This window comes from Devosia naphthalenivorans (assembly GCF_003056355.1).
Classification (GTDB): domain Bacteria; phylum Pseudomonadota; class Alphaproteobacteria; order Rhizobiales; family Devosiaceae; genus Devosia; species Devosia naphthalenivorans.
This window is the reverse complement of the sequence record NZ_PYVW01000011.1, coordinates 1-25,962: the sequence shown is the minus strand read 5'-3', so window position 1 is coordinate 25,962 and position 25,962 is coordinate 1. Positions and strand designations below refer to the sequence as shown.

25 protein-coding genes and 1 pseudogene are annotated in these 25,962 nt (G+C 58.8%); 16 read left to right on the top strand and 10 right to left on the bottom strand.

The features are described from left to right. Positions 1–556 precede the first annotated feature (556 nt). The 8 genes from C8264_RS13870 to pgi all read left to right on the top strand — a co-directional run bounded on the left by C8264_RS13870 (position 557) and on the right by pgi (position 9,614). A complete protein-coding gene (locus tag C8264_RS13870) occupies positions 557–1,606 on the top strand; it encodes a zinc-dependent alcohol dehydrogenase (protein ID WP_245893194.1) in 1,050 nt (349 codons plus the stop codon). A 151-nt stretch (positions 1,607–1,757) separates the two neighbouring features. Then, complete coding sequence (locus C8264_RS13865; RefSeq protein WP_108461576.1) at positions 1,758–2,723, top strand: Bug family tripartite tricarboxylate transporter substrate binding protein; 966 nt, start codon at positions 1,758–1,760, stop codon at positions 2,721–2,723. Positions 2,724–2,732: 9 nt separating this feature from the next. Continuing rightward, positions 2,733–3,224, top strand: a complete 492-nt coding sequence (locus C8264_RS13860; protein WP_108461575.1) for a tripartite tricarboxylate transporter TctB family protein — start codon at positions 2,733–2,735, stop codon at positions 3,222–3,224. Positions 3,225–3,233: 9 nt separating this feature from the next. Next, entirely contained in the window at positions 3,234–4,736 is a 1,503-nt protein-coding gene (locus tag C8264_RS13855) for a tripartite tricarboxylate transporter permease (protein WP_108461574.1), read from the top strand. Positions 4,737–4,920: 184 nt separating this feature from the next. After that, on the top strand, positions 4,921–6,129 hold the full coding sequence (locus tag C8264_RS13850; RefSeq protein WP_245893192.1) for a M24 family metallopeptidase: 1,209 nt from the start codon (positions 4,921–4,923) through the stop codon (positions 6,127–6,129). Positions 6,130–6,192: 63 nt separating this feature from the next. Further along, on the top strand, positions 6,193–6,975 hold the full coding sequence (locus C8264_RS13845; protein WP_108461573.1) for a hydroxypyruvate isomerase family protein: 783 nt from the start codon (positions 6,193–6,195) through the stop codon (positions 6,973–6,975). A 24-nt stretch (positions 6,976–6,999) separates the two neighbouring features. Then, positions 7,000–7,956: a transaldolase gene (gene tal / locus C8264_RS13840; RefSeq protein WP_108461572.1), complete on the top strand. Its 957-nt coding sequence runs from the start codon at positions 7,000–7,002 to the stop codon at positions 7,954–7,956. Between the two features lie 23 nt (positions 7,957–7,979). Continuing rightward, entirely contained in the window at positions 7,980–9,614 is a 1,635-nt protein-coding gene (pgi, locus tag C8264_RS13835; protein WP_108461571.1) for a glucose-6-phosphate isomerase, read from the top strand. Positions 9,615–9,681: 67 nt separating this feature from the next. On the opposite strand, the gene C8264_RS13830 is transcribed toward pgi, so the two are convergent. The 4 genes from C8264_RS13830 to C8264_RS13815 form a co-directional block, all read right to left on the bottom strand. Beyond that, complete coding sequence (locus C8264_RS13830) at positions 9,682–10,683, bottom strand: class 1 fructose-bisphosphatase (RefSeq protein ID WP_162783650.1); 1,002 nt, start codon at positions 10,681–10,683, stop codon at positions 9,682–9,684. Then, positions 10,670–12,151, bottom strand: coding sequence for a glucose-6-phosphate dehydrogenase (gene zwf, locus C8264_RS13825; protein ID WP_108461569.1), 1,482 nt, complete (start codon positions 12,149–12,151; stop codon positions 10,670–10,672). The genes C8264_RS13830 and zwf overlap by 14 nt, the downstream gene beginning before the upstream one ends. Positions 12,152–12,163: 12 nt before the next feature. Beyond that, positions 12,164–13,591, bottom strand: a complete 1,428-nt coding sequence (gene gndA, locus C8264_RS13820; protein ID WP_108461568.1) for an NADP-dependent phosphogluconate dehydrogenase — start codon at positions 13,589–13,591, stop codon at positions 12,164–12,166. A 148-nt stretch (positions 13,592–13,739) separates the two neighbouring features. After that, positions 13,740–14,603 (bottom strand): IclR family transcriptional regulator, encoded by an 864-nt coding sequence (locus C8264_RS13815; RefSeq protein ID WP_108461567.1) that lies wholly within the window; start codon positions 14,601–14,603, stop codon positions 13,740–13,742. 355 nt (positions 14,604–14,958) lie between these two features. Here C8264_RS13815 and C8264_RS13810 point away from each other — a divergent pair, with 355 nt between their 5' ends. Continuing rightward, the gene (locus C8264_RS13810) at positions 14,959–15,663 is read left to right on the top strand and encodes a molybdate ABC transporter substrate-binding protein (RefSeq protein WP_108461566.1); all 705 of its coding nucleotides are present in this window, start codon (positions 14,959–14,961) and stop codon (positions 15,661–15,663) included. 145 nt (positions 15,664–15,808) lie between these two features. On the opposite strand, the gene C8264_RS13805 is transcribed toward C8264_RS13810, so the two are convergent. From C8264_RS13805 to C8264_RS13795, 3 genes are read right to left on the bottom strand one after another with little or no spacing between them, the layout of a single operon-like run. Continuing rightward, positions 15,809–16,675, bottom strand: coding sequence for a TniQ family protein (locus tag C8264_RS13805; protein ID WP_108461565.1), 867 nt, complete (start codon positions 16,673–16,675; stop codon positions 15,809–15,811). Then, positions 16,672–17,553: a TniB family NTP-binding protein gene (locus C8264_RS13800; protein WP_108461564.1), complete on the bottom strand. Its 882-nt coding sequence runs from the start codon at positions 17,551–17,553 to the stop codon at positions 16,672–16,674. Before C8264_RS13800 ends, C8264_RS13805 begins: the two co-directional genes overlap by 4 nt. Before the next feature lie 12 nt (positions 17,554–17,565). Then, positions 17,566–19,179 carry a Mu transposase C-terminal domain-containing protein gene (locus tag C8264_RS13795; protein WP_108461563.1) on the bottom strand — a complete coding sequence of 538 codons (1,614 nt, stop codon included), beginning with the start codon at positions 19,177–19,179 and terminating at the stop codon, positions 17,566–17,568. Between the two features lie 163 nt (positions 19,180–19,342). Between C8264_RS13795 and C8264_RS13790 the strand changes: the two genes are divergently transcribed. Next, on the top strand, positions 19,343–19,618 hold the full coding sequence (locus C8264_RS13790) for a universal stress protein (RefSeq protein WP_108461562.1): 276 nt from the start codon (positions 19,343–19,345) through the stop codon (positions 19,616–19,618). A gap of 158 nt (positions 19,619–19,776) precedes the next feature. Here C8264_RS13790 and C8264_RS13785 read toward each other — a convergent pair whose 3' ends face one another. Next, a complete protein-coding gene (locus C8264_RS13785) occupies positions 19,777–20,100 on the bottom strand; it encodes a hypothetical protein (RefSeq protein ID WP_108461561.1) in 324 nt (107 codons plus the stop codon). A 465-nt stretch (positions 20,101–20,565) separates the two neighbouring features. On the opposite strand from C8264_RS13785, the gene C8264_RS13780 reads away from it, so the two are divergent. From C8264_RS13780 to C8264_RS22580, 6 genes and pseudogenes are all read left to right on the top strand, one after another. Continuing rightward, the gene (locus C8264_RS13780; RefSeq protein WP_108461560.1) at positions 20,566–21,273 is read left to right on the top strand and encodes a Crp/Fnr family transcriptional regulator; all 708 of its coding nucleotides are present in this window, start codon (positions 20,566–20,568) and stop codon (positions 21,271–21,273) included. 151 nt (positions 21,274–21,424) lie between these two features. Continuing rightward, positions 21,425–21,691 (top strand): response regulator, encoded by a 267-nt coding sequence (locus C8264_RS13775; RefSeq protein WP_245893190.1) that lies wholly within the window; start codon positions 21,425–21,427, stop codon positions 21,689–21,691. 438 nt (positions 21,692–22,129) lie between these two features. Next, positions 22,130–22,462: a four-helix bundle copper-binding protein gene (locus C8264_RS22585; protein WP_108461559.1), complete on the top strand. Its 333-nt coding sequence runs from the start codon at positions 22,130–22,132 to the stop codon at positions 22,460–22,462. 484 nt (positions 22,463–22,946) lie between these two features. Beyond that, positions 22,947–23,225, top strand: coding sequence for a metal/formaldehyde-sensitive transcriptional repressor (locus C8264_RS13765; RefSeq protein ID WP_108461558.1), 279 nt, complete (start codon positions 22,947–22,949; stop codon positions 23,223–23,225). Continuing rightward, the gene (gene dmeF, locus C8264_RS13760; RefSeq protein ID WP_108461557.1) at positions 23,222–24,166 is read left to right on the top strand and encodes a CDF family Co(II)/Ni(II) efflux transporter DmeF; all 945 of its coding nucleotides are present in this window, start codon (positions 23,222–23,224) and stop codon (positions 24,164–24,166) included. The genes C8264_RS13765 and dmeF overlap by 4 nt, the downstream gene beginning before the upstream one ends. Positions 24,167–24,223: 57 nt before the next feature. Continuing rightward, positions 24,224–24,448, top strand: a pseudogene (locus C8264_RS22580) (cation efflux transmembrane domain-containing protein); the annotation flags it as partial. A gap of 151 nt (positions 24,449–24,599) precedes the next feature. Here the strand turns inward: C8264_RS22580 and C8264_RS13750 are convergent. Together C8264_RS13750 and C8264_RS13745 are read right to left on the bottom strand one after the other, a co-directional pair. Continuing rightward, positions 24,600–25,382 (bottom strand): L,D-transpeptidase family protein, encoded by a 783-nt coding sequence (locus tag C8264_RS13750; protein WP_245893188.1) that lies wholly within the window; start codon positions 25,380–25,382, stop codon positions 24,600–24,602. Between the two features lie 229 nt (positions 25,383–25,611). Continuing rightward, positions 25,612–25,962: cation transporter dimerization domain-containing protein (locus tag C8264_RS13745; protein ID WP_483863842.1), on the bottom strand; the 351-nt coding region annotated here is incomplete at its 5' end.

Genomic DNA, 25,962 nt, shown 5'->3' with positions numbered 1-25,962 from the left:
AGAGCTGCCGTCACCAGCGGGGAAACGAATCCACCCGGATTCGCATAATATGCGGATCGGAACGGTGAGAGCGGATGGACCCCATGGTCTTGGCGTTGCCGATGAAGACCCTTGCCTCGGACACTCTATGGCGATCTACGCGCGGTATCCGTCGAACTTCATCTCGAACGGCAGTTGTCGCCTTTGGGGATGGTGTGGCCAGCATGCAGAGCCGGAACCGACGGAGGTTGTGACGGCGGTAGCTAGGGTGTTGGATACTGGGCTCTCCGGGATTGCCGCTGCTTGCGGGGAGCCTCTACGTGAGAAGTTATTTCACATCATGAAAAGATTTTAAGCCACATTGACGGTGGCCACTCCCATCCAACAACATCGTCCAATGAAGAGCTAGCAGGTCTTGCACGCTTCCCTAAAGGCCTGCTGCAGTTATTTTCAGGAGACATCTGTGGTCAACGCAAATCACGTAACGACAAGCAAAGAATATCCGGTGCCTGAGACAATGAAAGCTTGGGTTCTTGGGAGTCCAGGTGAGCTGAATTTTGTTGACAAGGCAGTTCCAGTGCCAAAAAAGGCCGAAGTTCTTGTCCGTATCGATGCTGTGGCTATCTGTGCAACTGATCTCGAGATCATCTATCATGGTCCTCCCGCGATGATTCAAGGGGGGCAGCCCTACAACAAGAACTTCACCCCTGGCCATGAATATATGGGAACGGTGGTAGCTCTTGGGCCTGGCGTCGACGAGTTCAAGATCGGCGAACGCGTAACTGTTGAAATCCATGCCGGCTGCGGCCAGTGCAAGCGTTGTCGCCAGGGAATGTACACGTCCTGCCACAATTACGGCAAAAACTACGGCGACGTGGATAAGGGTCACCGCGCCAACGGCTTCACCACTGACGGTGGCTTCTGCGAGTACCAGGTCAACAACATCAATACCCTGGTCCACGTCCACGATACCATGAGCGACGAAGAAGCGACGTTGGTGGTTACCGCCGGTACTTCCATGTACGGCTTGACCGAACTAGGTGGACTGGTCGCGGGTGAAAGCGTGGTCGTCAGCGGCCCCGGCCCGATCGGGCTCCTCGGCGCGGCAGTTGCGAAGGCGCTGGGCGCCCAACCGGTGATCTTGACCGGCACGCGCGACAATCGACTTGAGATCGGCAAGAAGCTCGGCGCCGATTATGTCATCAATGTCCGCAACGAAGACCCGGTAGCGCGCGTGCGCGAAATCACTGGCGGCAAGGGCGTCGACTATGTAGTCGAATGCTCCGGCGCGCCCAATGCAGTCAATGAAGCCGCTCAGATGCTCAATCGCGGTGGCAAGATTTGCCTGGCAGCATTCCCCAGCGAGGCTGTGCCAGTCGACGTCGCCTACCTCGTGCGCAACAACATCTATGTTTACGGCATCCGCGGCGAAGGCAAGGCGGCGACCCATCGTGCCGAGGCCTTCATGCGCCAGAAGCGCTTCGATGCCAGCCTGATCCACACCCACACGTTCGACATGGAAAACCTTCCAGAGGCCCTGCGCTATGCCAAGGACCGCGTTGAAGATGCCATCAAGGTGGTAGTGCGCAACAAGAATGCCGTGGAGCAGGCTCAGGCCGCTGAATAACTGAACTGAACCCGAAGCGCCCCTTTTGGTACCATAAAGCTTGCTCGGGAGGGCAGTAGGCTCCCTGATTGTCGAAGGAGACGGCAATCAGGGACGCCATCATAACAAGCAGCCGCAGGCTGCAGCGATTTCATGCTTTGAGGAGAAAGCCATGGACTTCACCAAATTTACCAAATTGTCGTTGGGACTGGCCATTGCGCTGACGGTAGCGCCGGTTTCCGTGCAGGCCCAGTCGGACTATCCGACCCGACCCGTAGAAATGAGCGTGCTTTTCGGCGGCACAGCCAACACGATCGCCCAGCTGCTATCTGAAACCATGTCTCAGCAACTGGGCAGCCCGGTGGTTTCTATTGCGCGAACCGGCGGTGGCGGCGCAATTGGATACAGTCATGTGCAGGGCAGCCGGCCTGACGGCTATTCAGTCGTTTTCAACTCGAATTCAATCAACACCGTGCATCACATGGGCATGCTGCCCTTCGGCTATGACGCCTTTGTACCAGTGGCCCAAATCTCGGTTGAAGTGCCGGTGATGGCGGTCAATGCCAACTCGAACTGGACCGACCTGACGCAGATGGCCGAAGCGGTTAGCGCCGAAGGCCGACGCATCAATGTCGGTATTTCGGGCCGTGGCTCGTTTACCCACATTGCTTCAGCAGCCCTGTTCGACGCGATGGGTATCTCTGAACTCGTCAACTATGTTTCCTACGGCGAAGGCAACGCCCCGATCGAGCTTCTCGCCGGCCGCATCGATGCGGCCGTACAGTGGCCTGGACAGATTTCGTCCTACACCGAGTCCGGTGATCTGGTCGCGGTCGGCGCCCTGGGCACAAACGAGATCTATTCCTTGCCTGACGTACAGTCCGCCAAGGAACAGGGTTACGACATCGACATCTCCATGTGGCGTGGTATTGCCGCGCCAGCGGGCACGCCTCCGGAAGTCGTTGCAAAGCTCGAAGAGGCTGCACGCGCGAGCGTCACTTCTGAGGCCTTCATCAATGCCAGCCGCAATGTCGGCTTCGAGCCCGCATTCCTGCCTGCGGCAGAGTTTGCCGAGGTGATTGCGGAGGATGACGTCTTCTACGCCGACCTGCTCACCAAGCTCGGTCTGGCTCAGTAAGAGAGTGTCATGACTGACAAGCAACGCAACCTGTTTACGGCAGCCCTTCTTTTTGTGGTCGCTAGCGTTTGGACGGTAATAACCGTCCAAACCATCCCCGGCGGCTTTTCTCCAGGCGACATAGGGGCGCGAGGATTTCCGCTCATCCTTGGTATCGCATTGGGCATTCTCTCGCTTGGCCTTGCGATCAAGACCTGGATGGCCTGCCCGCTGCCGCTGGGTGTCGAGGACGAAACCGAGGATTTCGGCGCCGGGCGCAGCACGCTCAGTGTCCTGATCGTTCTTGGGCACCTGGTGGCCTATGGCTTCCTGATGGACAAGATCGGGTTCGCCCTCTCAACCTTTGTCATCACCCTCTCGATGATGGTCATAGGTCTGCGTGAGCGCAATCCTCTGAAAATTCTGGCCTTCAGCGTCGGAACCGCGTTCGGAGCCTGGCTCGTCTTTTCGCGCCTGCTGGGTGTCTACATGCCCTTGGGCACAATGATCACTTTCGGATAGGAGGCGGAATTGGAAGATTTTCTTGCAGCAGCCGTCCTGGTTCTCGATCCGCTGACTTTGGGCATGATCCTGATCGGGACTGCCATCGGTCTCATCTTCGGAGCGATTCCCGGCCTCACCTATACTGTTGCTCTTGCCCTCGTTCTGCCGCTCACCTTCGGCCTCCCGGCTTTGCCTTCCATTGGCTTGCTGCTGGGGACCTACATTGGCGGCATGACCGGCGGCGCCGTGAGTTCGATCCTCCTGGGTATTCCGGGGACGCCGACAGCCGCCGCGACGGTGCTGGATGGCTACCCGATGACCCAGCAGGGCAAGGGAGCCCTGGCGCTGGGTGCAGCAGTCATCGTTTCGGTTTTCGGCGGGCTTTTCAGCCTGGTCCTGATGGTGTTGTCCGTCGACCTCGTGTCCCGGATTGCCATCTCGTTTGGTCCGGCTGAAATCTTTGCGCTCGTGGTCTTTGGCCTGTCCACAATTTGTGGGCTGGCGGGCACGTCTATGATAAAGGGCCTTATTGCGGGTGTGCTGGGGCTGATGGTGATGACCATCGGGCTCGACGCGCTCGAAGGGGTGCCCCGCATGACGTTTGGCTCCGTGCAGATGTTGCAGGGCGTCAACATGATCGTGGCGATGATCGGCCTTTTCGCCGTGCCCTTCATCATTCGTGCCTTGCTCCAGCATTGGGCGGGGGTCACCCCTGCCGCTGCCACGGGTAAGATCAAGGTGCAGTTTCCCTCGCTCGGTTATCTGTTCGCCAATTGGTGGCTGATCATTCGCAGTTCCCTGATCGGCACGGGCATCGGGGCCATCCCGGGCACCGGCGGCCCGATCGCTTCCTTCCTTGCCTATGACAGCGCCAAACGCTTCTCCAAGGACAAATCCAAGTTCGGCAAGGGCGATCTGCGCGGCGTCATAGGACCTGAAACGGCAGGCAACGCCGTTATCGGCGGCGCCATGATCCCCTTACTGTCATTGGGCATCCCGGGCGATCCGGCGACGGCACTTGTTCTGGCGGGCATGCAGATCCAGGGGCTTGTGCCCGGTCCTGCGCTGTTCCTGAACAACCGTATCGATGTGTATGGCATCTACATCATCATCATGGTGTCGCTGATCATGCTGTTCTTCCTTCAGCTGCTCTGCATTCGCCTCTTTGTTCACGTACTGCGGGTTCCCCAGCAGCTGATGGCCGTGGTGATCGTCGTGCTGTGCGGTGTGGGTGCCTATGCCTTCCGTAACTCCATCTTCGATATCTACTCGGTGGCTATCGTGGGTGTTGCAGGGTTCCTGCTGGTCAAGGCTGGGATACCAACTACGCCGCTGGTGCTGGGACTGGTCCTCGGACCGACGCTGGAGAGCAACTACCGCACGGCAATGAACCTCTCGGGCGGTGACTATGGGGTGTTCTACACATCCCCCGCGGCAGTCGTTTTCTTCCTGATGGCCCTTCTGGTGGTCGTGCTCCAGATCGTGGGGACGGTGCGAAAGAAGCCTGAACCTGTCCCTTCTGTGGGCTAACATCGGCGCTCAAGTTTGGCGGCCCGGACATTAGTCCGGGCCGCTTTCTTTCACATCGTAAAACCGGTCTAGCGCCGCGTTGACTTGCCACCCGGCAAGTCCCAACGTCCGCTCAGAACTTGAAAGACCAAGTGTTCTGAAGGCGTGAACACCTCGCCTCAAGCAACCGACAGGAGGATAGATCGTGAGTTTTGCTTTTTCCGAGGGCAACCCGCCGGAAGACACATCCAAGTTGCACAGGCCGCCCTTCGATACCGACCGGCTTGACCAACTAATGGAGGAAGCCAAGCTCGATGCGCTACTCGTGACCTCCAAACATTCGATCCAGTACTTGCTGGGCGGCTATCGCTTCTTTTTCTATGATTACATGGATGCCCATGGGCTTAGCCGCTATCTGCCGTTCTTTGTCTACGTGAAGGGGCGTCCGCTCGATTCCGGCTATGTCGGCGCGCCGATGGAGCGCTACGAAAAGCAGCTGGGCAGCTTCTGGGTTTCCAACCTGAGCCTTAAGACGTTCAAGAGCCCCGACTATGCCGGAGCTGCAGCCGAGATGCTTAAGGGCATCGGTGGCGGCAAGGGTCGCGTTGGCATCGAGGTTGGTTTCATGCCGATCGACGCCTACACGGTGCTCAAGGACACCTTGCCCGACGCCGACTTGGTTGATGCGACCTTTACTCTAGAAATGCTGCGGGCGCTGAAGTCCGCCGAAGAACTCACCATGCTGCGCGAGGCCTCCGAAAAAGTTGTGGACTCTATGCTGGCGGTGATCCAGGCTCACGGGCCTGGCACGAGCAAGCGGGCCCTGTTCGAGGCGCTGCGTCAGGAAGAAACCAAGCGCGGCCTCAAGTTCGAATATGCCCTGACCAATATCGGCACTGCTTTCAACCGGGCTCCCTATGACAAGATCTGGGAAGACGGTGAAACCCTGGCCCTCGATTCCGGTGGCAATTACAAAGGCTATATCGGCGACCTTTGCCGGATGGCCTACACCAAAGAGCCCGATCAGGAACTCATCGACCTCCTCGGTCAGGTGGAAGATGTGCAGCAGACAGCGCGCGGCAAACTCAAGGCAGGCGTGCGCGGCGGCGATATTTTCGAATGGGCCAATGAGGCGCTTTCGCGCAGTTCTGCCCGCGAGAAAATGTTCTTCTCCGCTCACGGCATGGGAATTGTCAGCCACGAAGCGCCCTGGCTGATGAGCACTGCGGTTCCCACTTACCCCGCCTATCATGCCGACAAGCCGCTCGAAACGGGGATGGTCGTGTCGATCGAAACCGAACTCCATCACACGACGCGCGGATTCATCAAACTCGAGGATACCGTGGCGATCACCAAGAGCGGTTTTGAGGCCTATGGCGACCACGGTCGTGGTTGGAACATCGCTGGCCGCTGATCACGGCGTTAAATACCTGCATGGGAAAGCCCGTGCAGGCATGCAATCGGAAGTGCCCTCATCATGTCATTTCGTTACAGCGCTCATATCGGCTACCTCTTCGGGGAAATGCCGCTACAGGCCCGCGTTGACGCGGCCGCACGCAACGGCTTTTCCGCCGTCGAGCATCCATCGCCCTATGCCATCCTAGCCGAAACCATGCGGGACTTGTTGGCTTCGGCAGGCGTTGCATACACCCAGTTCGGCCTTCGCTCCGGCAATGCAGAGGCCGGCGAAAAGGGAATAGGCATCTTTGCCGATCGCCGCGAGGAGTTTAAGCGCAGCGTTGCCGAAGCGATCGCCTACGCTCGCACCATCGGCGTCGACAAGTTGCATGCCATGGCCGGTGTTCTCCCCGAGGCGCAGCGTTTGCCCGGCCATTGGGATTGCTACGTGGAAAATCTTCGCTTCGCCGCGCGCGAAGCTGGGCAGCACGGCATATCAATCATCATCGAGGCAATGAGCGCACAGGCCGTGCCTGACTATTATATCGACACGCCGGATCGGGCGGTCGAGGCGATCGAAGCGACCGGCGCACCGAACATCGGTCTGCTGCTGGATATCTTTCACACCGCATCGACGGGCCTGGACATCGAGCAAATTATTCGCCGTCACAGCAGTCGCATCCTGCACGTGCACATTGCCGACGCGCCGGGCCGGCACGAGCCGGGGTCAGGCCAGATCGATTTCGACCGTGTCGAGGCCGTGCTTGAAGAGGTGGGTTATGGCGGTCTTCTGGGCTGCGAATATTCGCCCGCGGACAATACCGAAGCGGGCCTGGGCTGGCTGCAGGCAAAGCTCGCCTAAACTAAAGCACCAAGGGGAAATGAGTTGGCTTCCAAGCTTGCGCAATTGCGCACCATGACGACTGTCGTCGCCGATACGGGTGACCTCGATGCAGTGCGCCATCACCGGCCCATGGACTGCACTACCAATCCGACCATCGTGCTCAAGGCCATCTCGGGCGCTGGTTTTGAAGACCGTCTTGCAGAAGCCATCCGTTGGGGTGGCGGGCAGACGGGAAGCTCCCAAACTGTGGCTGCCGCAGTGGCCGATCGACTAGCAGTCAGGGTCGGTGCTGCGCTCGCCCACGAGGTGCCGGGCAGGGTCTCCACCGAAGTCGATGCCGATCTGTCGTTCGACGTCGAAAAGTCCGTCTCTTCAGGTCGCCGGATCATCGCCGACTATGATCGCCTGGGTATCGACCGCAAGCGCATTCTGATCAAGCTAGCGGCCACATGGGAAGGCATCAGGGCGGCCGAAATCCTGCAAGGTGAAGGCATCGACTGCAATCTCACGCTGGTGTTTTCGCTCGCGCAGGCCATTGCCTGTGCAGATGCAGGTGTCTTCCTGATTTCGCCCTTTGTTGGCCGGATCATGGATTGGCATGCTGCCCGCACCGGCCAGACTTATGCGCCCGACGAGGATCCAGGCGTGATTTCCGTACGTGCCATCTACGACTACTACAAGTCCAACGGCATCAAGACCGTTGTTATGGGCGCTTCGTTCCGCAACATCGGAGAAATTGAGGCGCTGGCTGGATGTGACCGTCTGACGATCGCGCCCGCTTTGCTGGAAAAGCTCGACGCCGATACCGGGCACCTCGAGCAGCGGCTGTCTGCTGATCGCGCCAATAGGGTTGAGCTCATCGCATTAAACGAAGCGCGTTTCCGCTGGGCTCTCAATGCAGATGCCATGGCAACCGAAAAGCTTTCCGAAGGGATCAGGCAGTTCGCAAATGACCTGCACGCTTTGCGCCAGCTGGTGCACCAGCGGCTGGCCAACTAACCGGCCACTCAGGAGAAAACGCAATGCACAATTCTGAACAGCGCCAAGCGGCATCGCCGGACGGCCTGATCCAACGCGGCCGCGCCAGCAAGACCCATGGCATCGCCGCGTTTTTCGCCGCCGATCCAGCCCGGTTCGCCAGCTTCTCGGCGCTGCACAAGGATTTGTTGCTCGACTATTCCAAAACCGCCTTGTCCGCAGCGGACCTTGAGGCGCTGTTGGAACATGCCCGTTCCGCTGGGCTCGAAGCAAAGCGCGACGCCATGTTCGCCGGCGAGCGCATCAACACGACCGAGGATCGCGCCGTCCTCCATGTCGCGCTGCGGGGAAGAATTTCTGACAACTACCGCGTCGACGGCAAGCCGGTCGGTGATGATGTGGAAACCGTGCTCGCAGCCATGTCGACATTCGCGACGCGCATTCGATCGGGGGAATTGACTTCGAGCACCGGCAACCGATTTACCGATGTGGTCAATATCGGCATTGGCGGATCCGATCTTGGTCCCGCCATGGCCACGCTGGCACTCGCGCCTTTTCACGATGGCCCGCGGGTGCATTTCGTCTCCAATGTCGATGGCGCGCATATGGCCGATACGCTGCGCGGGCTGGATGCCAGAACGACGCTGTTTATCGTCGCCTCCAAGACCTTCACCACCATCGAAACCATGACCAATGCCGCAACCGCGCGCCAGTTCATTGTCGAAGCCTTGGGAGAAAGCGCAGTCGCCGAGCAATTCTGCGCCATTTCTACGGCCATCGATAAGATTAGCGCTTTCGGCATCGCCCCTGAGCGGAGCTTCGGATTCTGGGACTGGGTTGGCGGCCGATACTCAATCTGGTCGGCGATCGGCCTTCCTCTGATGATCGCCATCGGCGCCCACGAATTCCGCAGCTTCCTGGCGGGTGCACGCGCCATGGACTTGCACTTCCGCGACACGCCCCTTGAGCAAAACCTGCCCGCGCTGATGGGCCTGGTGGGATGGTGGCATCGCGTGTGCCAGCAATATGGGTCGCGCGCGATCATTCCCTATGATCAGCGCCTGGCGCGGCTGCCGGCCTATCTGCAACAGCTCGACATGGAATCCAACGGCAAGAGCACTGCGCATGACGGTAGTGCGGTCACCGGGCCAACCGGCCCCATCGTCTGGGGTGAGCCGGGCACCAATGGGCAGCATGCCTTCTTTCAATTGCTGCATCAGGGCACCGACGTCGTGCCGGTGGAGTTCCTGATCGCCGCCAATGCGCATGAAGATCTCTCCAACCACCACGATCTTCTGATCGCCAATTGCCTGGCCCAGAGCGAGGCTTTAGTGCGCGGACGAACCCTGGATGAAGCCACGAGCCAATTACTGGCTGCGGGCCGTAGCATCGAAGATGCCGCACGCATTGCGCCCCATCGCACCTTCAGCGGCAATCGGCCCTCGCTGACCCTCGCCTACAATAGGCTCGACCCCTACACCCTGGGTAAGCTGGTGGCCCTCTATGAGCATCGCGTCTTTGTGGAAGCGCAACTGTTCGGCATCAACGCCTATGACCAGTGGGGCGTTGAGCTCGGCAAGGAACTGGCAGTAGCACTTCTGCCTGCCGTCGCGGGAAAGCCAGGTGCAGTCACCGGCCTGACGCGCGGCCTGCTTGACACCTTGCAGGCAATGCGCTGAACCAAACCAAAGAGACCCTCGAAGCTGGACTCCGAGGGCCTCAATCCGGCATCGCTTTTCACAGAATCTACTGCAGGACTTTCGCTCCGCCATTGGCATAGCTCTGCAGCACGGCGATCTCGTCGCGCGAGCCAAAGGCCAGGGGGACCTTGGCATGAAGAGTTGTGGACGGCAGATCGAGCAGGCGTGTCTTGGTATCGGTCGCGGCGCCGCCTGCCTGCTCGATGCAAAGCCCGATCGGATTGGCCTCATAAAGCTGGCGCAGCCGTCCACTCTCATATCCCTTGCGCCGGTCGCTTGGATAGATGAACACCCCACCGCGCTGCAGGATGCGGTAGCAGTCCGCAACCAGCGAGCCCACATAGCGCATGCCGAAGTCCTGCCGACGAGGCCCTTCCGCGCCTCGCTCGAGGTCTGCCACGTAATCTTGCATCGGCTGGTGCCAGTGGCGCCGATTGGAGGAGTTCAGCGCATATTCGCGTGACTGTGGCGGAATTTCGCAGCGCGCAACGTGCTCAAAGCCCCCGGTATCGGGATTGTGGGCAAAAGTGTGCGTCCCCGTGCCAGCGCTAAACACCAGCAGCAGCTGCGCGCCATACATGAAGAACCCAGCAGCGAGCTGGGCCGTCGCGGGTTGGGTAAAGACCGCACCCGCATCCTCGGTACCCCCGGTGGCGAGAATGGAAAAAATCGTGCCCACCGCAATATTGGTCTCGATGTTGGAAGAGCCATCCAGCGGGTCGATGGCAATCGCCAGCGAACCGGCGCCTGTCATTATCGGCTGCTCTTGCTCCTCCGAGCCATAGATAGCGATCGGTGCCGCCTTGGCAGCGGCGAGAAACGTCTCGTCGGCAAAAACGTCCAGCGGCTTCTGCATTTCACCGCTGGCATTGGCAGACGAGACCTGCGCTGCGCCTGGAATCGAGCCCGACCTGATGGCACCATGCAAGGTCTTGGACGCGTCAGCCAGCGCCAGCATCGATGCCTTGACGTCATCGCCAGCAGGACGGGAGGCCAAGGTGTCCAGGAAGTCCTCAAGAGTAAGCATCACGTCCTCATTCGGGTTCATGCCAATTCCGCCCATCTCGTTCGATCAGGGCAGCGGCGGCGGTTGGCCCCCAGGAGCCAGAGGCGTACCCGGCAGGCTGTTGCTCGGCATCGCGCCAGGCGTTCATAATCGGGTCGACCCAGTCCCAGGCCGCTTCGACTTCATCGCGGCGCATGAAAAGCGCCTGGTCGCCGCGTATTACGTCCATCAGCAGCCGCTCATAGGCGTCGGGATGACGAATCTTGAAGGTTTCAGCAAAGGTCATGTCGAGCGCCACCGGACGCAGCTTCATGCCGCCCGGCCCGGGCCGCTTGATCATCACCAACTGCTTCAGCCCTTCTCCGGGCTGCAGCCGCAAGACCAGACGGTTCTGCATGATCTCGCCAGTATCGTCCGAAAAAATCGAATAGGGGATGGGCCGGAACGTGACTACGATTTCAGACGCCCGGCGCGGCAGGCGTTTGCCGGTGCGCAGGTAGAACGGCACCCCGGCCCAGCGCCAGGTGTTGATCTCTGCCTTGAGCGCGACAAAGGTTTCCGTCTGGCTGGTGTCCGAGCCAAGGTCCGTCTCGTAACCGCCTACGGCCTGCCCATCCACGGCGCCTTCTCGATACTGCCCGCGCACGGTTTTCTGGTCGACATTGGCTTTGCCGATCGGCGACAGCGCGCGCAAAACCTTGAGCTTCTCGTTGTGAATGGCATCTGCCGTAAAGGACGAAGGTGGCTCGATCGCGATCAGGGCCAGGAGCTGCAGTAGGTGGTTTTGCACCATGTCGCGCATCGCTCCTGACGTATCATAATAGCCAGCGCGATTTTCCAGCCCGACGCTCTCGGCCACCGTTATCTGGACGTGGTCGATGAAATTGGAGTTCCAGACTGGCTCGTAGATGGTGTTGGCAAAGCGCAGCGCCATCAGGTTCTGCACCGTTTCCTTGCCAAGATAGTGGTCGATACGGAACACCTGCTCTTCTGCAAAATGTTCGGCAATCGTGGCATTGAGCAGCTGTGCCGATTGCAGATCGTTGCCGATCGGCTTTTCGATGACCAGCCGTGCAAGATCGTTCTTGAGGCCCCTTTCGGTCAGCTGGGCGCCGATCGTGCCGAAGATTTCGGGCCCAACCGCAAGGTAGAATACCCTTATCCGTGGCGCCGATCCGGCACTCTCCAGCAGATCCTTGAGATCCTGCCAGCCTTTTTCGCCCCGAGCATCGACGGAGCGATAATGCAGGCGGGCGAGAAACCGCTCAATGTCTTCGGGCTTGAGGCAATCGGCCGGTACATGGCGCTCGATCGCTTCGAGCGCGAATTTTCGATAGTCCTCGTCCGACCGTTCAGTGCGGGAGACGCCGATGATGCGCGATGTCTCGCGGATCTGGCCGTCAATGTCCCGATGATAAAGGGCAGGCAGGAGCTTGCGCTCGGCAAGGTCCCCCGCACCGCCAAAGATGACATAGTCGAATTCATCGACCTTGATGATCTGGCTGGTCATGGACGTTTCCGCTCAGACCGCAGGCCAGCTGTGATGGAATGTGCCTTCGCGGTCGAGGCGCTGGAACGTGTGCGCGCCAAACAGGTCTCGCTGACCCTGGATGATGTTGGCCGTGCCCCGCTCGCGGCAATAATCGTCGAAATAGGCTAGGGCAGCGGAAAGGGCAGGTACTGGAATGCCGCTCAGGGCAGCCTTGGCGACAACGGCGCGCAGCGCGGCCTGTCCGGTCGTCACCCGTCGCGCGAAAGCAGGATTGAGCAACAGGTTGTCCGCTTCACCGCCTGATTTGTAAGCGATCATGATATCGCGCAGGAATTCGGAGCGAATGATGCAGCCCGAGCGCCAGATACGGGCGATTTCGCCCAAGGGCAGGGCCCAGCCAAATTCCGCGGACGCCGCCGACATCACGGCAAAACCTTGCGCATAAGCGACGATCTTGGCGGTTTCGAGCGCCAATTCGAGCTCTTTCAACCCTGCCTCATCTGGGGAGAAGTCCGGTGCTGGTAGTGCCAGGTCGCCGAAAATTGCCGAAGCTCTGGAGCGTTCGGCTCGGCTGGACGAGATGCTGCGGGCCGCAACAGCGGCTTCCAACGTCGTTGCGCTGACGCCCAGCTTTTGTGCTTCGATCACCGACCAGCGGCCAGTGCCCTTCTGCCCCGCCGCATCGACGATCAGATCGACGAGCGGTCTGCCGGTCTCCGGATCTGCCTCCGAGAGCACCACGGCACTGATTTCGATGAGGTAGGAGGACAGGCCCCGGGTGTTCCAGTCGGCAAAGATCTTGCTCATATCCTGGGGCGAGAGCTGCAGGCCATCGCGCATGATGCCGTAGGTCTCGGCGATCATCTGCATATCGGCATATTCGATGCCATTGTGGATCGTCTTGACGAAATGACCGGCGCCGTCAATGCCCAGCCAGGCAACGCAGGGGCTGCTTTCGTACTTGGCTGAGATCGGTTCGAGCAGTGGGCGCAGACGAGCCCAGACATTTTCATCGCCACCGACCATGATCGATGGGCCATGACGGGCTCCAAGTTCGCCGCCCGAAACGCCCATGCCCACGAAGTGAATGCCGGTGCTGGCCAGCCGCGCATTGCGCGCCCGCGTGTCGTTGAAGTCCGTATTGCCGGCGTCGATAACTATGTCGCCCTTTTCGAGCAGCGGCATCAACGCATCCAGCTGGTCATCGACAGCCGAGCCTGCATTGACCATCAGGACGATGACGCGCGGCGTGCTGAGCGAGGCGACAAAGTCCTTCAGCTTTGTTTGCGGATAGAGCCGCGTTTCAAGTTCCGGATTGTCGCTGCGCAGCTTGTGCGCTTTTTCAACTGTGCGATTGAAGAGGGCGACCTCGAACCCCTTCTCGGCGAAATTAAGTGCCAGCATGGCACCCATCGTACCCAGTCCGATGACGCCGAGTTCGGCCTTGCTGTTCGTCATTTTATCCTCCACGCACTAAATTGTTTGCGGGAAAATAACAGCAGGTCTTGCGAGTTCTACTTTCGAATAGGCAGTTTTATAATGTGAAATTAAGCGAAAGATCTCGATTATACGGGTCCGTTATTACGGCTCTGGCAATTGACGAAGGTCAGATAAAGCAGCCCGCCGGCATGCGGCCGGAAATGTCCTTGGCGCATTTCATCACGGCCTGCGCGATGTATTCCCGATAGGCATCGGTGGCGCGCCGACGCGGTATGGTGACGCCGATCGAGCCGACAACGGCGCCGGACGTATCGCGAACCGAAGCCCCGATGCCGACGAGGTCGGGGTGAAATTCGCCGTCTTCGAAGGCGAAACCGGAACGGCGAACCATGCGGAGTTCTTCGACGAGGCCGGATAAAGAGGTGATCGTCACGTCCGTGAAGCGCTTCAGCCCATTATCGGCAACAACGCGCGCAAGTTCTGTCTCGGGCAGCCATGCGAGGATAGCCTTGCCGAGCGCCAAGGCGTGCGCGGCGTGCAACTTTGGCGCGCCATGGGTGTCGGCCTGGGAAGGCATTTGCGACGCAAACCGCACCTCGGTGACCAGCACCGAGCCGCGCAACACCGCCATCTGCACGCATTCGCGCACATCGTTATTGAGTTCGCGCAGGGCAGGGGTAACAAATTCGACCAGATGAAATCCGCGTGCCGTGCGGCGCGACAGGCTCTCGAGCTTGGAGCTCAGGCTATAACCCCGACCACGACCGGAATAAACGACATAGCCCCGACGAACCAGCGTCTTGACCAGATGATGGCAGGTGGACAGGTTGAGGTCGGTAAGCGTCGACAACTCGCTCAGCATCAGGGGCGCATTGCTCAGCGACAGAACCTCGATGATGGACAGGGCGCGGTCCACTGACTGGATGCTCTTGCCGCCGTCGTTTTTATCAAGCGCTCTGGCGGTGTGCTCGTACTGGAGCTTGCGAATTTCCGTGCTTGTGTCGCTTCGATCAAGTGTCGACAGAACCATTTCAGCCTCCTCACCCCCTTTCGAAGTATGAACCTTTGATGAAAGGGGTCAATCGCCAACCTATGTCCGACAGTCACATTTTCACGATGTGAAATTCAAATTCCGGGCAAATGGCGTCACGCGTGGTTGCAAAACCCTTTGATGAGAAGGGTCCGAGCACGCTGTGGCAACCGCTTCCGGCAGTTTTTCTCCGTAATTCCGCAACCGCCCCGTATTTTCACCACGTGAAATACCCCCACCCCGCGTTGACTTCGACGGCGCTGATCGGCTCTTATTTTAGGACAGAAACCTAGAACCAAATGAAATTTTGGTCCGCCAAAGTATCGCGAAGTAACCCTGTCTGCGGGAGGTTGTAATGTCGCCACGTCTGCGGCTGCTTACCACATTGGCTGTGGAAGTTGCGTTCAAGCGTTCGTTGCTCCCTGCCTGGAGCCAGAAAAATGGCGATCTTGATGTCGTCTGGGCGCCGACTAATGTCCTGATGGATCAGATTGCCCAAGGCGCGCGCGGCGACGTCGTCATCGTCATCGACAAGCCCATGGCAAAGCTCGCTGCCGAAGGCATCGTCGACCAAAGCACAATCGTGCCGATCGCTCAGGCCAAGTTTGGACTTGGTGTCCAGTCCGGGACGAACAAGCCCGACATCTCGACACCAGAGGCCTTTGCCCAAGCCGTCACCTCCGCGCGAAGCGTTGCCTATTCCCTTACCGGGGCGAGCGGGCGCTATTTCGTCGAGCTGGTCGAGCGGCTCGGTATCGCCGATCAGGTGCTGCCCAAGGCCGTGACGATTGACGCAGGGTTCACAGGCGAAAAGTTGCTGACCGGCGAAGCCGATCTGGCTGTCCAGCAGGTCAGCGAACTGATGTCAGTCGATGGTGTCGATGTGGTCGGACCCTTTCCCGATCCTTTGCAGCAGCCCACCGACTTTTCCGCAGCCATTTTCGCGGACGCCGCCCACCCTGACCTTGCGCGCCGCTTCATCGCCCACCTGACGTCGTCCGAGGCCGCCGATGCCTATCGGAGCGGCGGACTGACACCCCGCAATCTTGTTCGAATCTGAGGCTGAGCATGACCAAAGCTGTTCCCAGAATAGTGTTGCTGCACGCCACGCCGGTCGCCATGTGTCGCTTGGCAGTTAATTGTAAGAATGCGCCGGTTCGGCACTGATCTGGCATTAAATCGTGAGAATGGTGGGTGCTGGATTCTCAAATTAACTGCATCTGTGAACAAGCTTTCGGCCTGCGCACTTGGGCAATCAGGCCTTCTACGGCGTCTGTGAATCGGACCTTATTGTCCCCCATCATGTGACCACGCAGCATCTGCAGCATTTCCGGTCCGGCACGCTCTACCATGGCAACGCCTGCTAGAAGAGCTGGCCGCAGATGAAGTGGCAGGATCGGCTTGGCGGGTGTGGGTAGATTCTCCTGTTGATCGGCAACCACATGGTCGAGATCGGGGATGATGGCACCAAGCACGCGGAACCGCCAAAGGTCCAACTCGCGGGGTATGGGTCTCGGAATCCGTCGCATCAGCAGAAGTCGAGCAATGTCGGCCGGCGATGTCCATGTGCTGATGCCACGTTCGGCTTCATCGTCGAGCAGTTTTTCGCCGCGAGCGGCTGCAGCGCGATACGGCTGGAAAGGGGAGGGGAGTTTGCGTGGGCCCGAATCTCTGAGTTGCTCTCCACACAACGGGCATGTGATGCGCCAACCCAGCAGTTGGCTTCGCAAGACTGGCGCCGGTTCAGCGCCACCTGGGCTGCAGCTCGGGCAAAATTGCGTTGGCCGCGTTGCAATAAGCCGACGCGATGTTTGCGCGACACTTGCGAAGGTCATTCGATGTACCGCTGCCAGCTCGGTGCCAAAGATGTTGGCCAAGCGGGCTTCCTGATCACTGCTCAGATGAAGATCGGCCGCTCGCAATGAGGGGGCTTCCGGCAAGCAATGCCGCAGCATGACCAGCGGTGGAACTGCGTAAAAAGCGGCGTGTCGGCCGATCCAGGACGATAGAAGTTCATCCGAATGGGGCGGCAACCGCACTGGCAATCGGCGCGCCGGCGTGTTCTCCGTCATGCGAATGCCGCCTCGGCATCGAACTCAGGTTCCCAGTTTTCGACAGCTTCGTCAGTGATATGCTCGTGGCCACTCTCGACAGCCTCAATGGCGAGGCTATTGATCATGTGGAAGATGTTGGCGGTGATGCCCTCTGTGATCTGCAGAATCCGCCGCAGCGATTTCGGCGTCAGCACGGAGGGTCTGCGCAGCGGCGTATTCCGCAGAATCGACACCATCAGGGTCTCGAACTGCTCGTTAGCTGCCCACCTGTTCAAGGTGAACTGCTCGAAACGCCGGGCAAGTTGGACGTCGCCGCCGATGGCCTCACGCGCTTCATTGACACCGAAGCAGACGAGCGAGATCTGGAGACGGTTGCTGAGAAACCGCAAGGTGTTCAGGACAATGCGTTGCTCACGATAGGATCCGGCGAGGATGTTGTGTACCTCGTCGATGACCAGCACCTGCACACCGATGGCTTCCATGATGCGAAGAGCGGCCTGTTCCATCTGCGCGATGTCGGCGCGCGGCCGTTGGGGTGCACCGAGTAGAGTGAGGAGTTCGGCATAGAAGCGCCGCTCGCCGGGCCTGCTGGTCATTTCCATGGCAAGTACGGGCGTCTTCAAGGTGCCAGTCACCGCGTTGAAGCTTGGTGGATGCTTGTCACGGAACCGCTTCATGATCATGGTCTTACCCATGCCGCTGTCACCGTAGATCGCGACCGAGGGCATACGCGTGCCTCGCGGGTGATCGAGGAGCGCGCTCAGCCGGTCGAGGGCCTGTTTGGCGCGAGGGTAGAGCACCCAGCGACGTGATCGTATGGCACGAATGCGTCGCTCGTCGGTTTCAGTAAGCAGCGCCGCGGCGCCAGTGGTCAGATGGGCAGCTTCATCGTTCATGTTCACTCCAGCTCAATCTGTATCCTCAACAAAGGGTACAGGTTTGCTGGAGTCGACGCCGCGGAGCGAGCCCCATCCCCGGTCATCCACTTTCGATTTCGAAAACGCTTTTCCTCGTCGTGCGGCCGCAGTTTTCTTGCTTGCCGCCTCGACCAATTCTCGCTGTGCGATGGCGGTGCGTACGATCGCGCGGGAATCGACCTCACGGCGACCTTTCGCCAGAAGGGTGCGCCGGGCGGTCACTGCTTCGTGCAGGGTGACCGAAGGCAGCGTCAGATCCGCATAGCGGGCTTCCACGAAGTTTCCTGAAGGCCGCCTAATGAAGACGCGCGCCATATCGCGTGGATCGTATTTGACAAGCAGACGACGGTCAGAACGTCCGACGTCGGCGCTGAGGGCTGCGGACCAATAGCGCAGGCCGAACATATGAATGCCGGTTGGCCGCAAAGTGCGCTCCTGCTCGGGTAAGAAGGTGAGCCAGAAGCGGAGCCGATCTTGCGGTAGTCTGAGTGGGATCTCGCCCTCGTGCTCCCGCCAGACCGCAATAGGCGGGCGGCCCAGGGTGCCGTGGATTGACTGGTGATAGGAGCCAACAATGTCGAGTGCAATGTACCGCTCGAGCTCACGTAGTGTGAGCGCCGCATGCCGTTTCGAGTCATATTCGCCGAGCTCCTGCGCATTGCTGAACGTCGTGCCGGGCAGCAGGTGCAGCTTTCCCATCTGCGTGCCGATCAAACGCTCGATGTGACCACCGAAGCGCGGCTCGCCCGGGGGGCGCCAGTCAATCGCGATGCCGGCATCATCGCATCCGCGCTTGAACGCCCGACTGCGGAAGTCGGCGCCGTTGTCGACGTGAACCAGTGCGGGCAGACCGGCGACAGGCCAGGGGTCCGTGATTTCGCGTTCTCTCAGCCATGCCGACTTGTCGAAGACTGAATGGAGAAGGCAAAGGCTGGTGGACAGTCGGGAAGGGGCGTCCATTGTGAGATAGAATCCGGTTACCATGCGGCTGCAGACGTCCATCGCCAGCGTCAGCCACGGTCGGCCGAGTGGCTGCCGCGTCTCCTCGTCGACGACGAAGACGTCGGCCTTAGTATGGTCGATCTGGACTACATCCAGCGGGCGGGAAGCGCTGAAAGTCCCGGGGACAGCCGTTGTCTCCTTCAAGATCTTCTGTTCACCGCGGCGCCGGGCGCGCTTCTGGAGGTCAATATCCTCGAGGCGAGCCGCGATCGTCCGGCGATGCGGGGGTTTCATTCCAACCGAAATGCAGCTTGTCTGTACGTCCCGGACCAACTGCGAAATGCTCGGTCTGGTTCGCTTCAGGTAGTACGCGCTGATTGTGGCGCGGATGACTTGCTCTCGCTTAACGTCCAGGACGCGATGCCCCTCTGGCCGCCCACGTTTACGATCAACCAGAGACAGGACAGTTCCGCCTCCGCGAAATATCTTGATTAGACGATATGCCGTTGCCTGGCTGAGGCCGAGATCGGCCGCAAGTTCCGCAACGTCGCGGGACGTGGTGCCGTCAGGATGGCCCTTCAGGAAGTTGCGGATCGCATCCGCCCGTCGGCACGCTTCGTCCCAAAGCGTCTGGTCAATCTCGTCGGGGAAAGGGTCACTCATGGCCAGCTCGCGAGAGAAACACTGCGAGCCCTATTCTCACGTTAAGTAACAAACGCCAAGGCAGATTCGCAAATTAACTGCTTATTCTCAAATTAAGTGCGCGATTAACGTACTGAAATCGTTGAGGTCGGATTCTCAGAATTAAGTGGAAAGCGACAGCGCCATGGAGAAGGAAACCATCCGCCGCTTCATCGAGCGCGCGGACCTTCCGCAGGTCATTAAGGACGGGGTCGTTCCCCTGGTCGAGCACGGACCGCCCTCGCAGATGCTGCAGGAATACGGCGCGGAACACGAATCCGACGTTACCGTGATAGGAGCCTATGAACGGGGTCGTCTCTTTCACTCATTGATCGGCGGGCAGGGCCCCCGCATCCTCGAAACGTTCAAGACGGATATCCTTGTTGTCCGGCCCCAGCCACTCTCGCAGCCAAGGGCTTGAATGTTTTCGCACCACGAAGAACCAGAGGCAGTTGGTCCGGTTGCGGCCCCTACCCGGCAGTTCGAGAAATGGCCGCTGTCGTTTGGCACTTAAATTTAAGAACACGGCAAAGAGAACGGGACTGGGCATCTAATTATGAGAATGGAATGGTCGCATTCTCACATTAACTGCAGCTGTATCGGTGTTCGCCCTGCGCCTTGGCCTGTCATCTTCGCGACGAGATTGCCGAAGCGATTTCGATTTTCTCCCAACGTGTGGGTCTTGAGCATTTCCAGCATGGCGGGTCCGATGCGCTCCACCATCGCGACACCGGCAAGCAATGCCGGACGCAAATGCAGCGGCAGGATCGGTCTGGCTGTAGATGGAAGCGATATCAGCCTGTCGGTAACAATATCGTCCAACTCGGGAATGATGGCACCGAGAACGCGAAATCGTTCCAGCTGTGTCTCGGAGCTTATGCCGGCCGGAATGCGCCGCATCATGAGCAGTCGGACAAAGAAAGGCGCTCAACCGTTTCCGCGAGCGCCTTTCGCATGGATGAGGTGAGTTGCCGTATCCGCCACTATGGTCATCGCGATCACCTGGATTGATTTGAACAGGCCATTCACTAGACGTTTGAATGCTCTGAGTATAGCGGCCGAAATCTAGCAACTCTGGATTGTGTTACGTTTGCCTTTCGAGACAGCCATCGACCCTATTCGATTGTAATGCCGCTAATTTTCGAAGCGGTCGTCACTTGGTGATCGAAGCACAGTCTCTTGTATTTTACTGCTGCAAGTTTCGCAGGAAGTTCAGCCATGCGCTGCTGCGGTCCAGTGACTCTTTGAGCATTATGCCAACCTGCTTAGCCATGGCAGTGTCGCGCCCATTGTGCGCCATGACGTCAATGCGGTCGAGCTGGCGGTAATAGGCTATGTCACTTCGCCACCTGGTGTGAAGCAAGCTCTATGCTCCAATCCGAAGTTCAAAACCGCTTGCTGCGTTTTCTATCGGAAGATGCCTTCCAGAGCATCGCCGCGCATCTGGAACACGTTGAGATGCCAAAGGGCTTTCGCGTGGTCGAGCCCGATCAGGTTATCGAGCACTACTACTTCATGGAAACTGGCATTGGCTCAATCGTAGCCATCTCGTTAGAAGGTCAAAAGGTCGAAGTCGGCCTTGTGGGCCGCGATGGGGTTCTCCCGACAGCAGCGATCATGGAGTGCGACAGCACGCCTCATACCATAATCGTACAGGTGGGAGGCCATGGCTACCGCATCGAGGCGAGTGTTTTTGGCCAATTGATTTCTGACACTTCGGAGTTGCGTCGGTTGCTGGTGCGGTTTGTGCAGACGCTCGCTGTCCAGACGGCCTACACCGCTCTTTCAAATGCCGTCCACCATGTCGAGGAACGATTGGCACGTTGGATATTGATGTCCATTGACCGGGCTGAGGATGGCGATGTTGCTCTCACGCATGAGTTCATTTCCATCATGCTGGCAGTGCGGCGGCCAAGCGTTACGACCGCATTGCATGTTCTCGAAGGCAATCGGCTGATCTACTCGGACCGGGGGCTCATAACGATCCGCGATCGCGCAGGACTGGAGAGTTTTGCGGCCGATGCCTATGGCGTTCCCGAGCGGGAATATGGGCGTTTGATCGGACCGATGAAGTAGCTTTTCCAGCGATCACCGTTTGTCATGGAAGGGGTGCGGGCCGACCAGTTGCTTGGTACGGTGCCGTACCGTCAGGCATATTTTACCGGTTGTTGGCGGCTGAGAGATAATGGTCCTTTTGCCGTTTGCTCCCCTTTTACGGTGGAGCAAAATGACCTCAAATCCTGAACAGCAGCCTATTTTGCTATTGGTCGAAGACGACGGCCTTCTTCGGGCTGTGCTGGAACTAGCGCTTGCAGACGAAGGCTTTGAAGTGGTTGCCACCACCAGTGGTGCACAAGCTATTGCGGAGCTGGACGCGACCGGCGACCGCTTCAAGGCCGTCATAACCGACATAAGATTAGGCCCAGGTCCGAATGGTTGGGACGTAGGGCACAAGGGACGTGAGGCCGTTTCCGGCGTTCCACAATCTACATGAGCGGGGATAGCGCTTATGACTGGTCAGCCAACGGAGTGCCTGAAAGCATCATGTTGCGAAAGCCATTCGTATTTGCCCAACTCATCACGGCCCTAACCACCCTGCTGAACTAAGCTAGCAACTCGGCGAGCCTTAACGGAGACGCAGACCCCTAAGCAACCGCATTGCCCTAATCTGAACCAGCGCGAGAACGACGGAGCGATATGCTGACGCGCGGGTCCATTTCGGAACTTCGCTCGACCGGCAAAATCCTCACGGTTTCCGCTGAGGTGTCCCGAAGGGAGGGCCTTACCGGCCCACTGGTAACTGTTCGACAAATGGCCCGAAGAACCTCGTCCAGGCGCCTTTCGTCGCAAGGTTTCGGCAATACGCAGAGCGAACTTATTAATCATCCCGCCGTTGGTCAGTTTCCTGCTTACCAACTGAAAGGGAACAATCATGGACAAGCTCTCACCGGAGATGAAAGCCTGCCTCGATAATTGCCTATCGTGCTATTCTACCTGCCTCAGCATGGCTATGAACCACTGCCTCGAAATGGGTGGTGAGCACACGGAGCCGGCACACTTCAAACTGATGATGGCCTGTGCCGAAATCTGCCGGACGAGCGCCCACTTTATGCTGATCGGGACACCTCACCATAAGCATACGTGCCGCGAGTGCGCTGAAATCTGTGAGCAGTGCGCCCAAGACTGCGGGCGGGTTGGTGACATGCAAGAATGCGTGGATGCCTGCCGCCGCTGTGCAGAAAGTTGCCGCGAGATGGCAGCTTGACGGCTGGGCTCCGATGCATGTGGTGCACAAACTTAGATTTATGCATCACATGCGGACGCTGCGAGCCAGGTAGGTTGTCGAATGGCGCAGAATCTAGACGCGCATCTAGGCTCGTCTTTGATCTTAAGCAGAACACTGAGCGGCTAATGCCCATCCCTGCTGAAGCCTGTATCAGGCACCTGCCGCTTTTGAAAAGTTGCGACCGCTCCGAGCGGAAATCAGACAGGGCTGCCCTTGGAGCCGTTGGGCAAAGCTGAAGTTCATCGGTTCTAGTCCGACGCCGTTGCCCTCAGCGTGCACACCGGGGCCATGTTGTTGATCCCTGCCGCTTGCGCGCTGCGCTGGGCGAGGAAACTGCGCCGGGGCATGCCCCTTCAATGAGCAAACTGGCACTTTCCCGGCCCACTGGGCCAGATCAGTCTACATGATTTCTCCTCGCTATCTTCATTGCAGGCCCTGTGTAGATAGGGTATCCCCCTACCTTATGTCTCACACTGCGAAACACAAATCCAAACTTCTTTCCCGCGTGCGGCGGCTCAAGGGCCAAATTGAAGCCGTCGAGCGGTCCCTTGAGGCCGAGGCTCCTTGCGGCGAGGTCTTGAACCTCGTCGCGTCCATTCGCGGCGCGGTCACCGGGTTAACGGCCGAGCTGATCGAGGATCATATCCGCGAGCATGTCTCCAATCCCGATAAGGACGACAATTCAGCCCGTGCCCAGGGGGCGGCCGAACTAATCGAAGTCGTTAGGACGTACTTAAGATGAACGATCGAAGCGCCCCGCTCTTGAGCCCTCATGAACATGTTTTTCTAGGCGACAACCACGAACGCAACGAACGCCGTACTTGGCTGGTCATTGTGATTACAGCAACAATGATGCTTGTTGAGATCACAGCCGGGTCGATGTTCGGGTCCATGGCGCTCATTGCAGACGGTTGGCACATGTCAACGCATGCGGCGGCAATGCTCATCGCAGCTCTCGCCTATCTTTTTGCCCGGAAGAATGCCCGCAATCCGCGCTTTACCTTCGGCACGGGCAAGCTGGGTGATCTTGCAGGCTTCGCCAGTGCCGTTGTGCTAGCCCTTGTTGCCCTGCTGATCGGGTGGGAAAGCCTGCTGCGCTTTTACAGCCCTGTAGCGATCAACTTCCCGCAGGCTATCACTGTAGCGGTTGTTGGGCTGGGGGTGAATTTGCTTTGCGCTTGGCTGCTACGCGAAGATCATTCCCATCATGGGCACCATCACGGCCATGGGCATGACCACAACCACAACCATGAGCATGCCGGGGACAACAATCTGCGCGCGGCCTATCTGCATGTACTGGCCGACGCCCTCACATCGGTTCTGGCGATTGCCGCCCTTGTGCTTGGCAGTTTTTACGGCTGGAATTGGATGGACCCAGCCATGGGCATAGTCGGTGGCCTTGTGATTGCCCGGTGGTCGTGGGGCCTGATCCGGGACGCTGGCGGCGTCCTGCTCGACTACATACCTGCCGGGGAAGATTTGCCCGACGAAATCCGCGAAGCTATTGAGGGCGAAGGCGACCAAATTACCGACCTGCACATCTGGCAGCTTGGTCCAGGCCATCATGGTGCAATCGTGTCGATCCGGACGGCCGCTCCCCGGGAGCCATCTATCTATCGTGAGAAACTGGCCCACATTCACGACCTCTCGCATGTGACGATTGAGGTCGAAAGGGCGGCATAAAGGGCATGCAGTCTCCCCTGAAAACAGCCCTTGGCAGCTTGCGCAATCAGCCTTGCGGTGCTCGCGATCAAATATGCTGCCTACCTGCTAACAGGAAGCGTGGCGCTCTATTCGGACGCGCTTGAGAGCGTCGTCAACGTCGCGACCGCGGCGGCTGTTATCATCGCGATCAGGATCGCGGCGAAGCCGCCGGACGCCGAGCACCCTTATGGACATCACAAGGCCGAATACCTTTCGGCGATAGTAGTGGGCGTGATGATCCTCTTCGCGGCCGTCGCGATGCTTTATCAAGCTTATGAAGCTTCGTTTCCCCGTACGGCATCGGTAAAAGCAGCACTGGCATTTTCCCCATCAAGTGCCAGCGATCGGCAACCTGGATTGATTTGGGCAGCGCCCTTGCTGCCGCAGCACCATACCAGTGGCCGTGGAGCTTCTAGAGCGCAACTATGGTTGACAGCGAACCAACGGGACAAGGACCATTCGGATCAAGCGGTACCCCGCCTGGTTGGTTTCGGTTGAAGACGTAGCGCCGCTCGCACACATCCCACGCCGGTGGCTGCAGGGTGTCGTCGAAAGCGTCCGTGCCTTGCTTCAGATTGGCCCAGAAGGGGGTATGCGGACTGGAGGCGTGTGCTGCCATGTTGGTGTCGTTCATGCGGAAGGGCAGCAACTGGAGCTGCACGGATCGGTTTCCGCCACGAAACGACTCACGGACTAAGGCATAGAGTTCCTTGATACCTTCATCCGTCATGGCGAAGCAGCCGACCGACTTGCAGTCGCCATGCACCATCAGATTGGTGCCTGTGCGTCCCCATACCTGGTCGAACTTGTTGGGGAAGCCGACATTGAATGAGAGCCAATAGGCAGACTTCGGGTTCATCAGGGCCGGGGTGACATCATAGAAACCTTCGGGTGACTGGTAGTCGCCTTCCTGGATTTTCGGACCGAGCGCCCCGGACCACTTGCAGATCGGGTAGGTCTTGAGCAAGGCATAACGACCCGAGTTGGTGCGCTTCCAGACCTCGAGCTCGGACGATTGCTTGAAAACCCGGATCATCATCGGCTCCGCGGGCGAGGATCCGATTTCGGCCAGGCGGTCGACCACTGCCTTGTTCAAGGGAACATTGTGGCGGTTGTCGCCGACGAACTGACTGCAGCCCGCAACCAGGAGCACGGTAGCGAACAGGGTGACGGCATGCAGGAGTTGCTTGAGCATCGGAAAGTCCATCTTGAACGTGCCCGATCTTACTGCGTCGATGGTTACCGGCTGGTGTCCACCCCGGTGGCGCCGTTGCTCTGAGACAAGTAAGGCAAAGGTACGTGCCTATCGGCTGCACTTCAAAAGGGCAGCGCGAAACAAAGCCTACTGAAAGAGGCGCGAGATCGGGGCAGTCCTGTTGAGTCCTGCCGACCAGAAGCCGGGAGGGAAACTCGCTAATGAACCCTCAGTCATCATCCTTGGCAATGATCTGTCCCTTGTGATCAACACGTCCTGCCAGCTCTATCTCGATTGTTGCATGCTCCACGTCGAACAGGTCGTGCAGGGTTCCCTTCAAGGTCTCCTTCATGTCCGTCGCCGATGCCAGGTCGTCCCTGTCCGTGGCAAGATGCACCTCAACGGCGGTGCGCCCCTCACTGATTTCCCAAACATGAAGATGGTGTACATCGGCTACCCCCTCGGCCGATCGAAGGTGGGCCAACAAACCATCGTGGTCGAACCCTTTCGGGGCGCTGTCCATAAGCACGGAAATGGATTCGCGAATTTCGCTTCCGCCATGGATCAGAACGTAGATGGC

What these genes read in the sequence shown, in the direction of transcription:
- C8264_RS13780 (WP_108461560.1), top strand. Translation starts at nt 20,566, where the DNA reads ATGCTCCAATCCGAAGTTCAAAACCGCTTGCTGCGTTTTCTATCGGAA.
- C8264_RS13765 (WP_108461558.1), top strand. Translation starts at nt 22,947, where the DNA reads ATGTCTCACACTGCGAAACACAAATCCAAACTTCTTTCCCGCGTGCGG.
- C8264_RS13795 (WP_108461563.1), bottom strand. Translation starts at nt 19,179, where the DNA reads ATGAGTGACCCTTTCCCCGACGAGATTGACCAGACGCTTTGGGACGAA.
- C8264_RS13860 (WP_108461575.1), top strand. Translation starts at nt 2,733, where the DNA reads ATGACTGACAAGCAACGCAACCTGTTTACGGCAGCCCTTCTTTTTGTG.
- C8264_RS22585 (WP_108461559.1), top strand. Translation starts at nt 22,130, where the DNA reads ATGGACAAGCTCTCACCGGAGATGAAAGCCTGCCTCGATAATTGCCTA.
- C8264_RS13865 (WP_108461576.1), top strand. Translation starts at nt 1,758, where the DNA reads ATGGACTTCACCAAATTTACCAAATTGTCGTTGGGACTGGCCATTGCG.
- C8264_RS13805 (WP_108461565.1), bottom strand. Translation starts at nt 16,675, where the DNA reads ATGACGGAGAACACGCCGGCGCGCCGATTGCCAGTGCGGTTGCCGCCC.
- gndA (WP_108461568.1), bottom strand. Translation starts at nt 13,591, where the DNA reads ATGACGAACAGCAAGGCCGAACTCGGCGTCATCGGACTGGGTACGATG.
- C8264_RS13775 (WP_245893190.1), top strand. Translation starts at nt 21,425, where the DNA reads ATGACCTCAAATCCTGAACAGCAGCCTATTTTGCTATTGGTCGAAGAC.
- dmeF (WP_108461557.1), top strand. Translation starts at nt 23,222, where the DNA reads ATGAACGATCGAAGCGCCCCGCTCTTGAGCCCTCATGAACATGTTTTT.
- C8264_RS13790 (WP_108461562.1), top strand. Translation starts at nt 19,343, where the DNA reads ATGGAGAAGGAAACCATCCGCCGCTTCATCGAGCGCGCGGACCTTCCG.
- C8264_RS13830 (WP_162783650.1), bottom strand. Translation starts at nt 10,683, where the DNA reads ATGAACCCGAATGAGGACGTGATGCTTACTCTTGAGGACTTCCTGGAC.
- C8264_RS13800 (WP_108461564.1), bottom strand. Translation starts at nt 17,553, where the DNA reads ATGAACGATGAAGCTGCCCATCTGACCACTGGCGCCGCGGCGCTGCTT.
- pgi (WP_108461571.1), top strand. Translation starts at nt 7,980, where the DNA reads ATGCACAATTCTGAACAGCGCCAAGCGGCATCGCCGGACGGCCTGATC.
- C8264_RS13750 (WP_245893188.1), bottom strand. Translation starts at nt 25,382, where the DNA reads ATGCTCAAGCAACTCCTGCATGCCGTCACCCTGTTCGCTACCGTGCTC.
- C8264_RS13815 (WP_108461567.1), bottom strand. Translation starts at nt 14,603, where the DNA reads ATGGTTCTGTCGACACTTGATCGAAGCGACACAAGCACGGAAATTCGC.
- C8264_RS13845 (WP_108461573.1), top strand. Translation starts at nt 6,193, where the DNA reads ATGTCATTTCGTTACAGCGCTCATATCGGCTACCTCTTCGGGGAAATG.
- C8264_RS13785 (WP_108461561.1), bottom strand. Translation starts at nt 20,100, where the DNA reads ATGATGCGGCGCATTCCGGCCGGCATAAGCTCCGAGACACAGCTGGAA.
- C8264_RS13810 (WP_108461566.1), top strand. Translation starts at nt 14,959, where the DNA reads ATGTCGCCACGTCTGCGGCTGCTTACCACATTGGCTGTGGAAGTTGCG.
- zwf (WP_108461569.1), bottom strand. Translation starts at nt 12,151, where the DNA reads ATGACCAGCCAGATCATCAAGGTCGATGAATTCGACTATGTCATCTTT.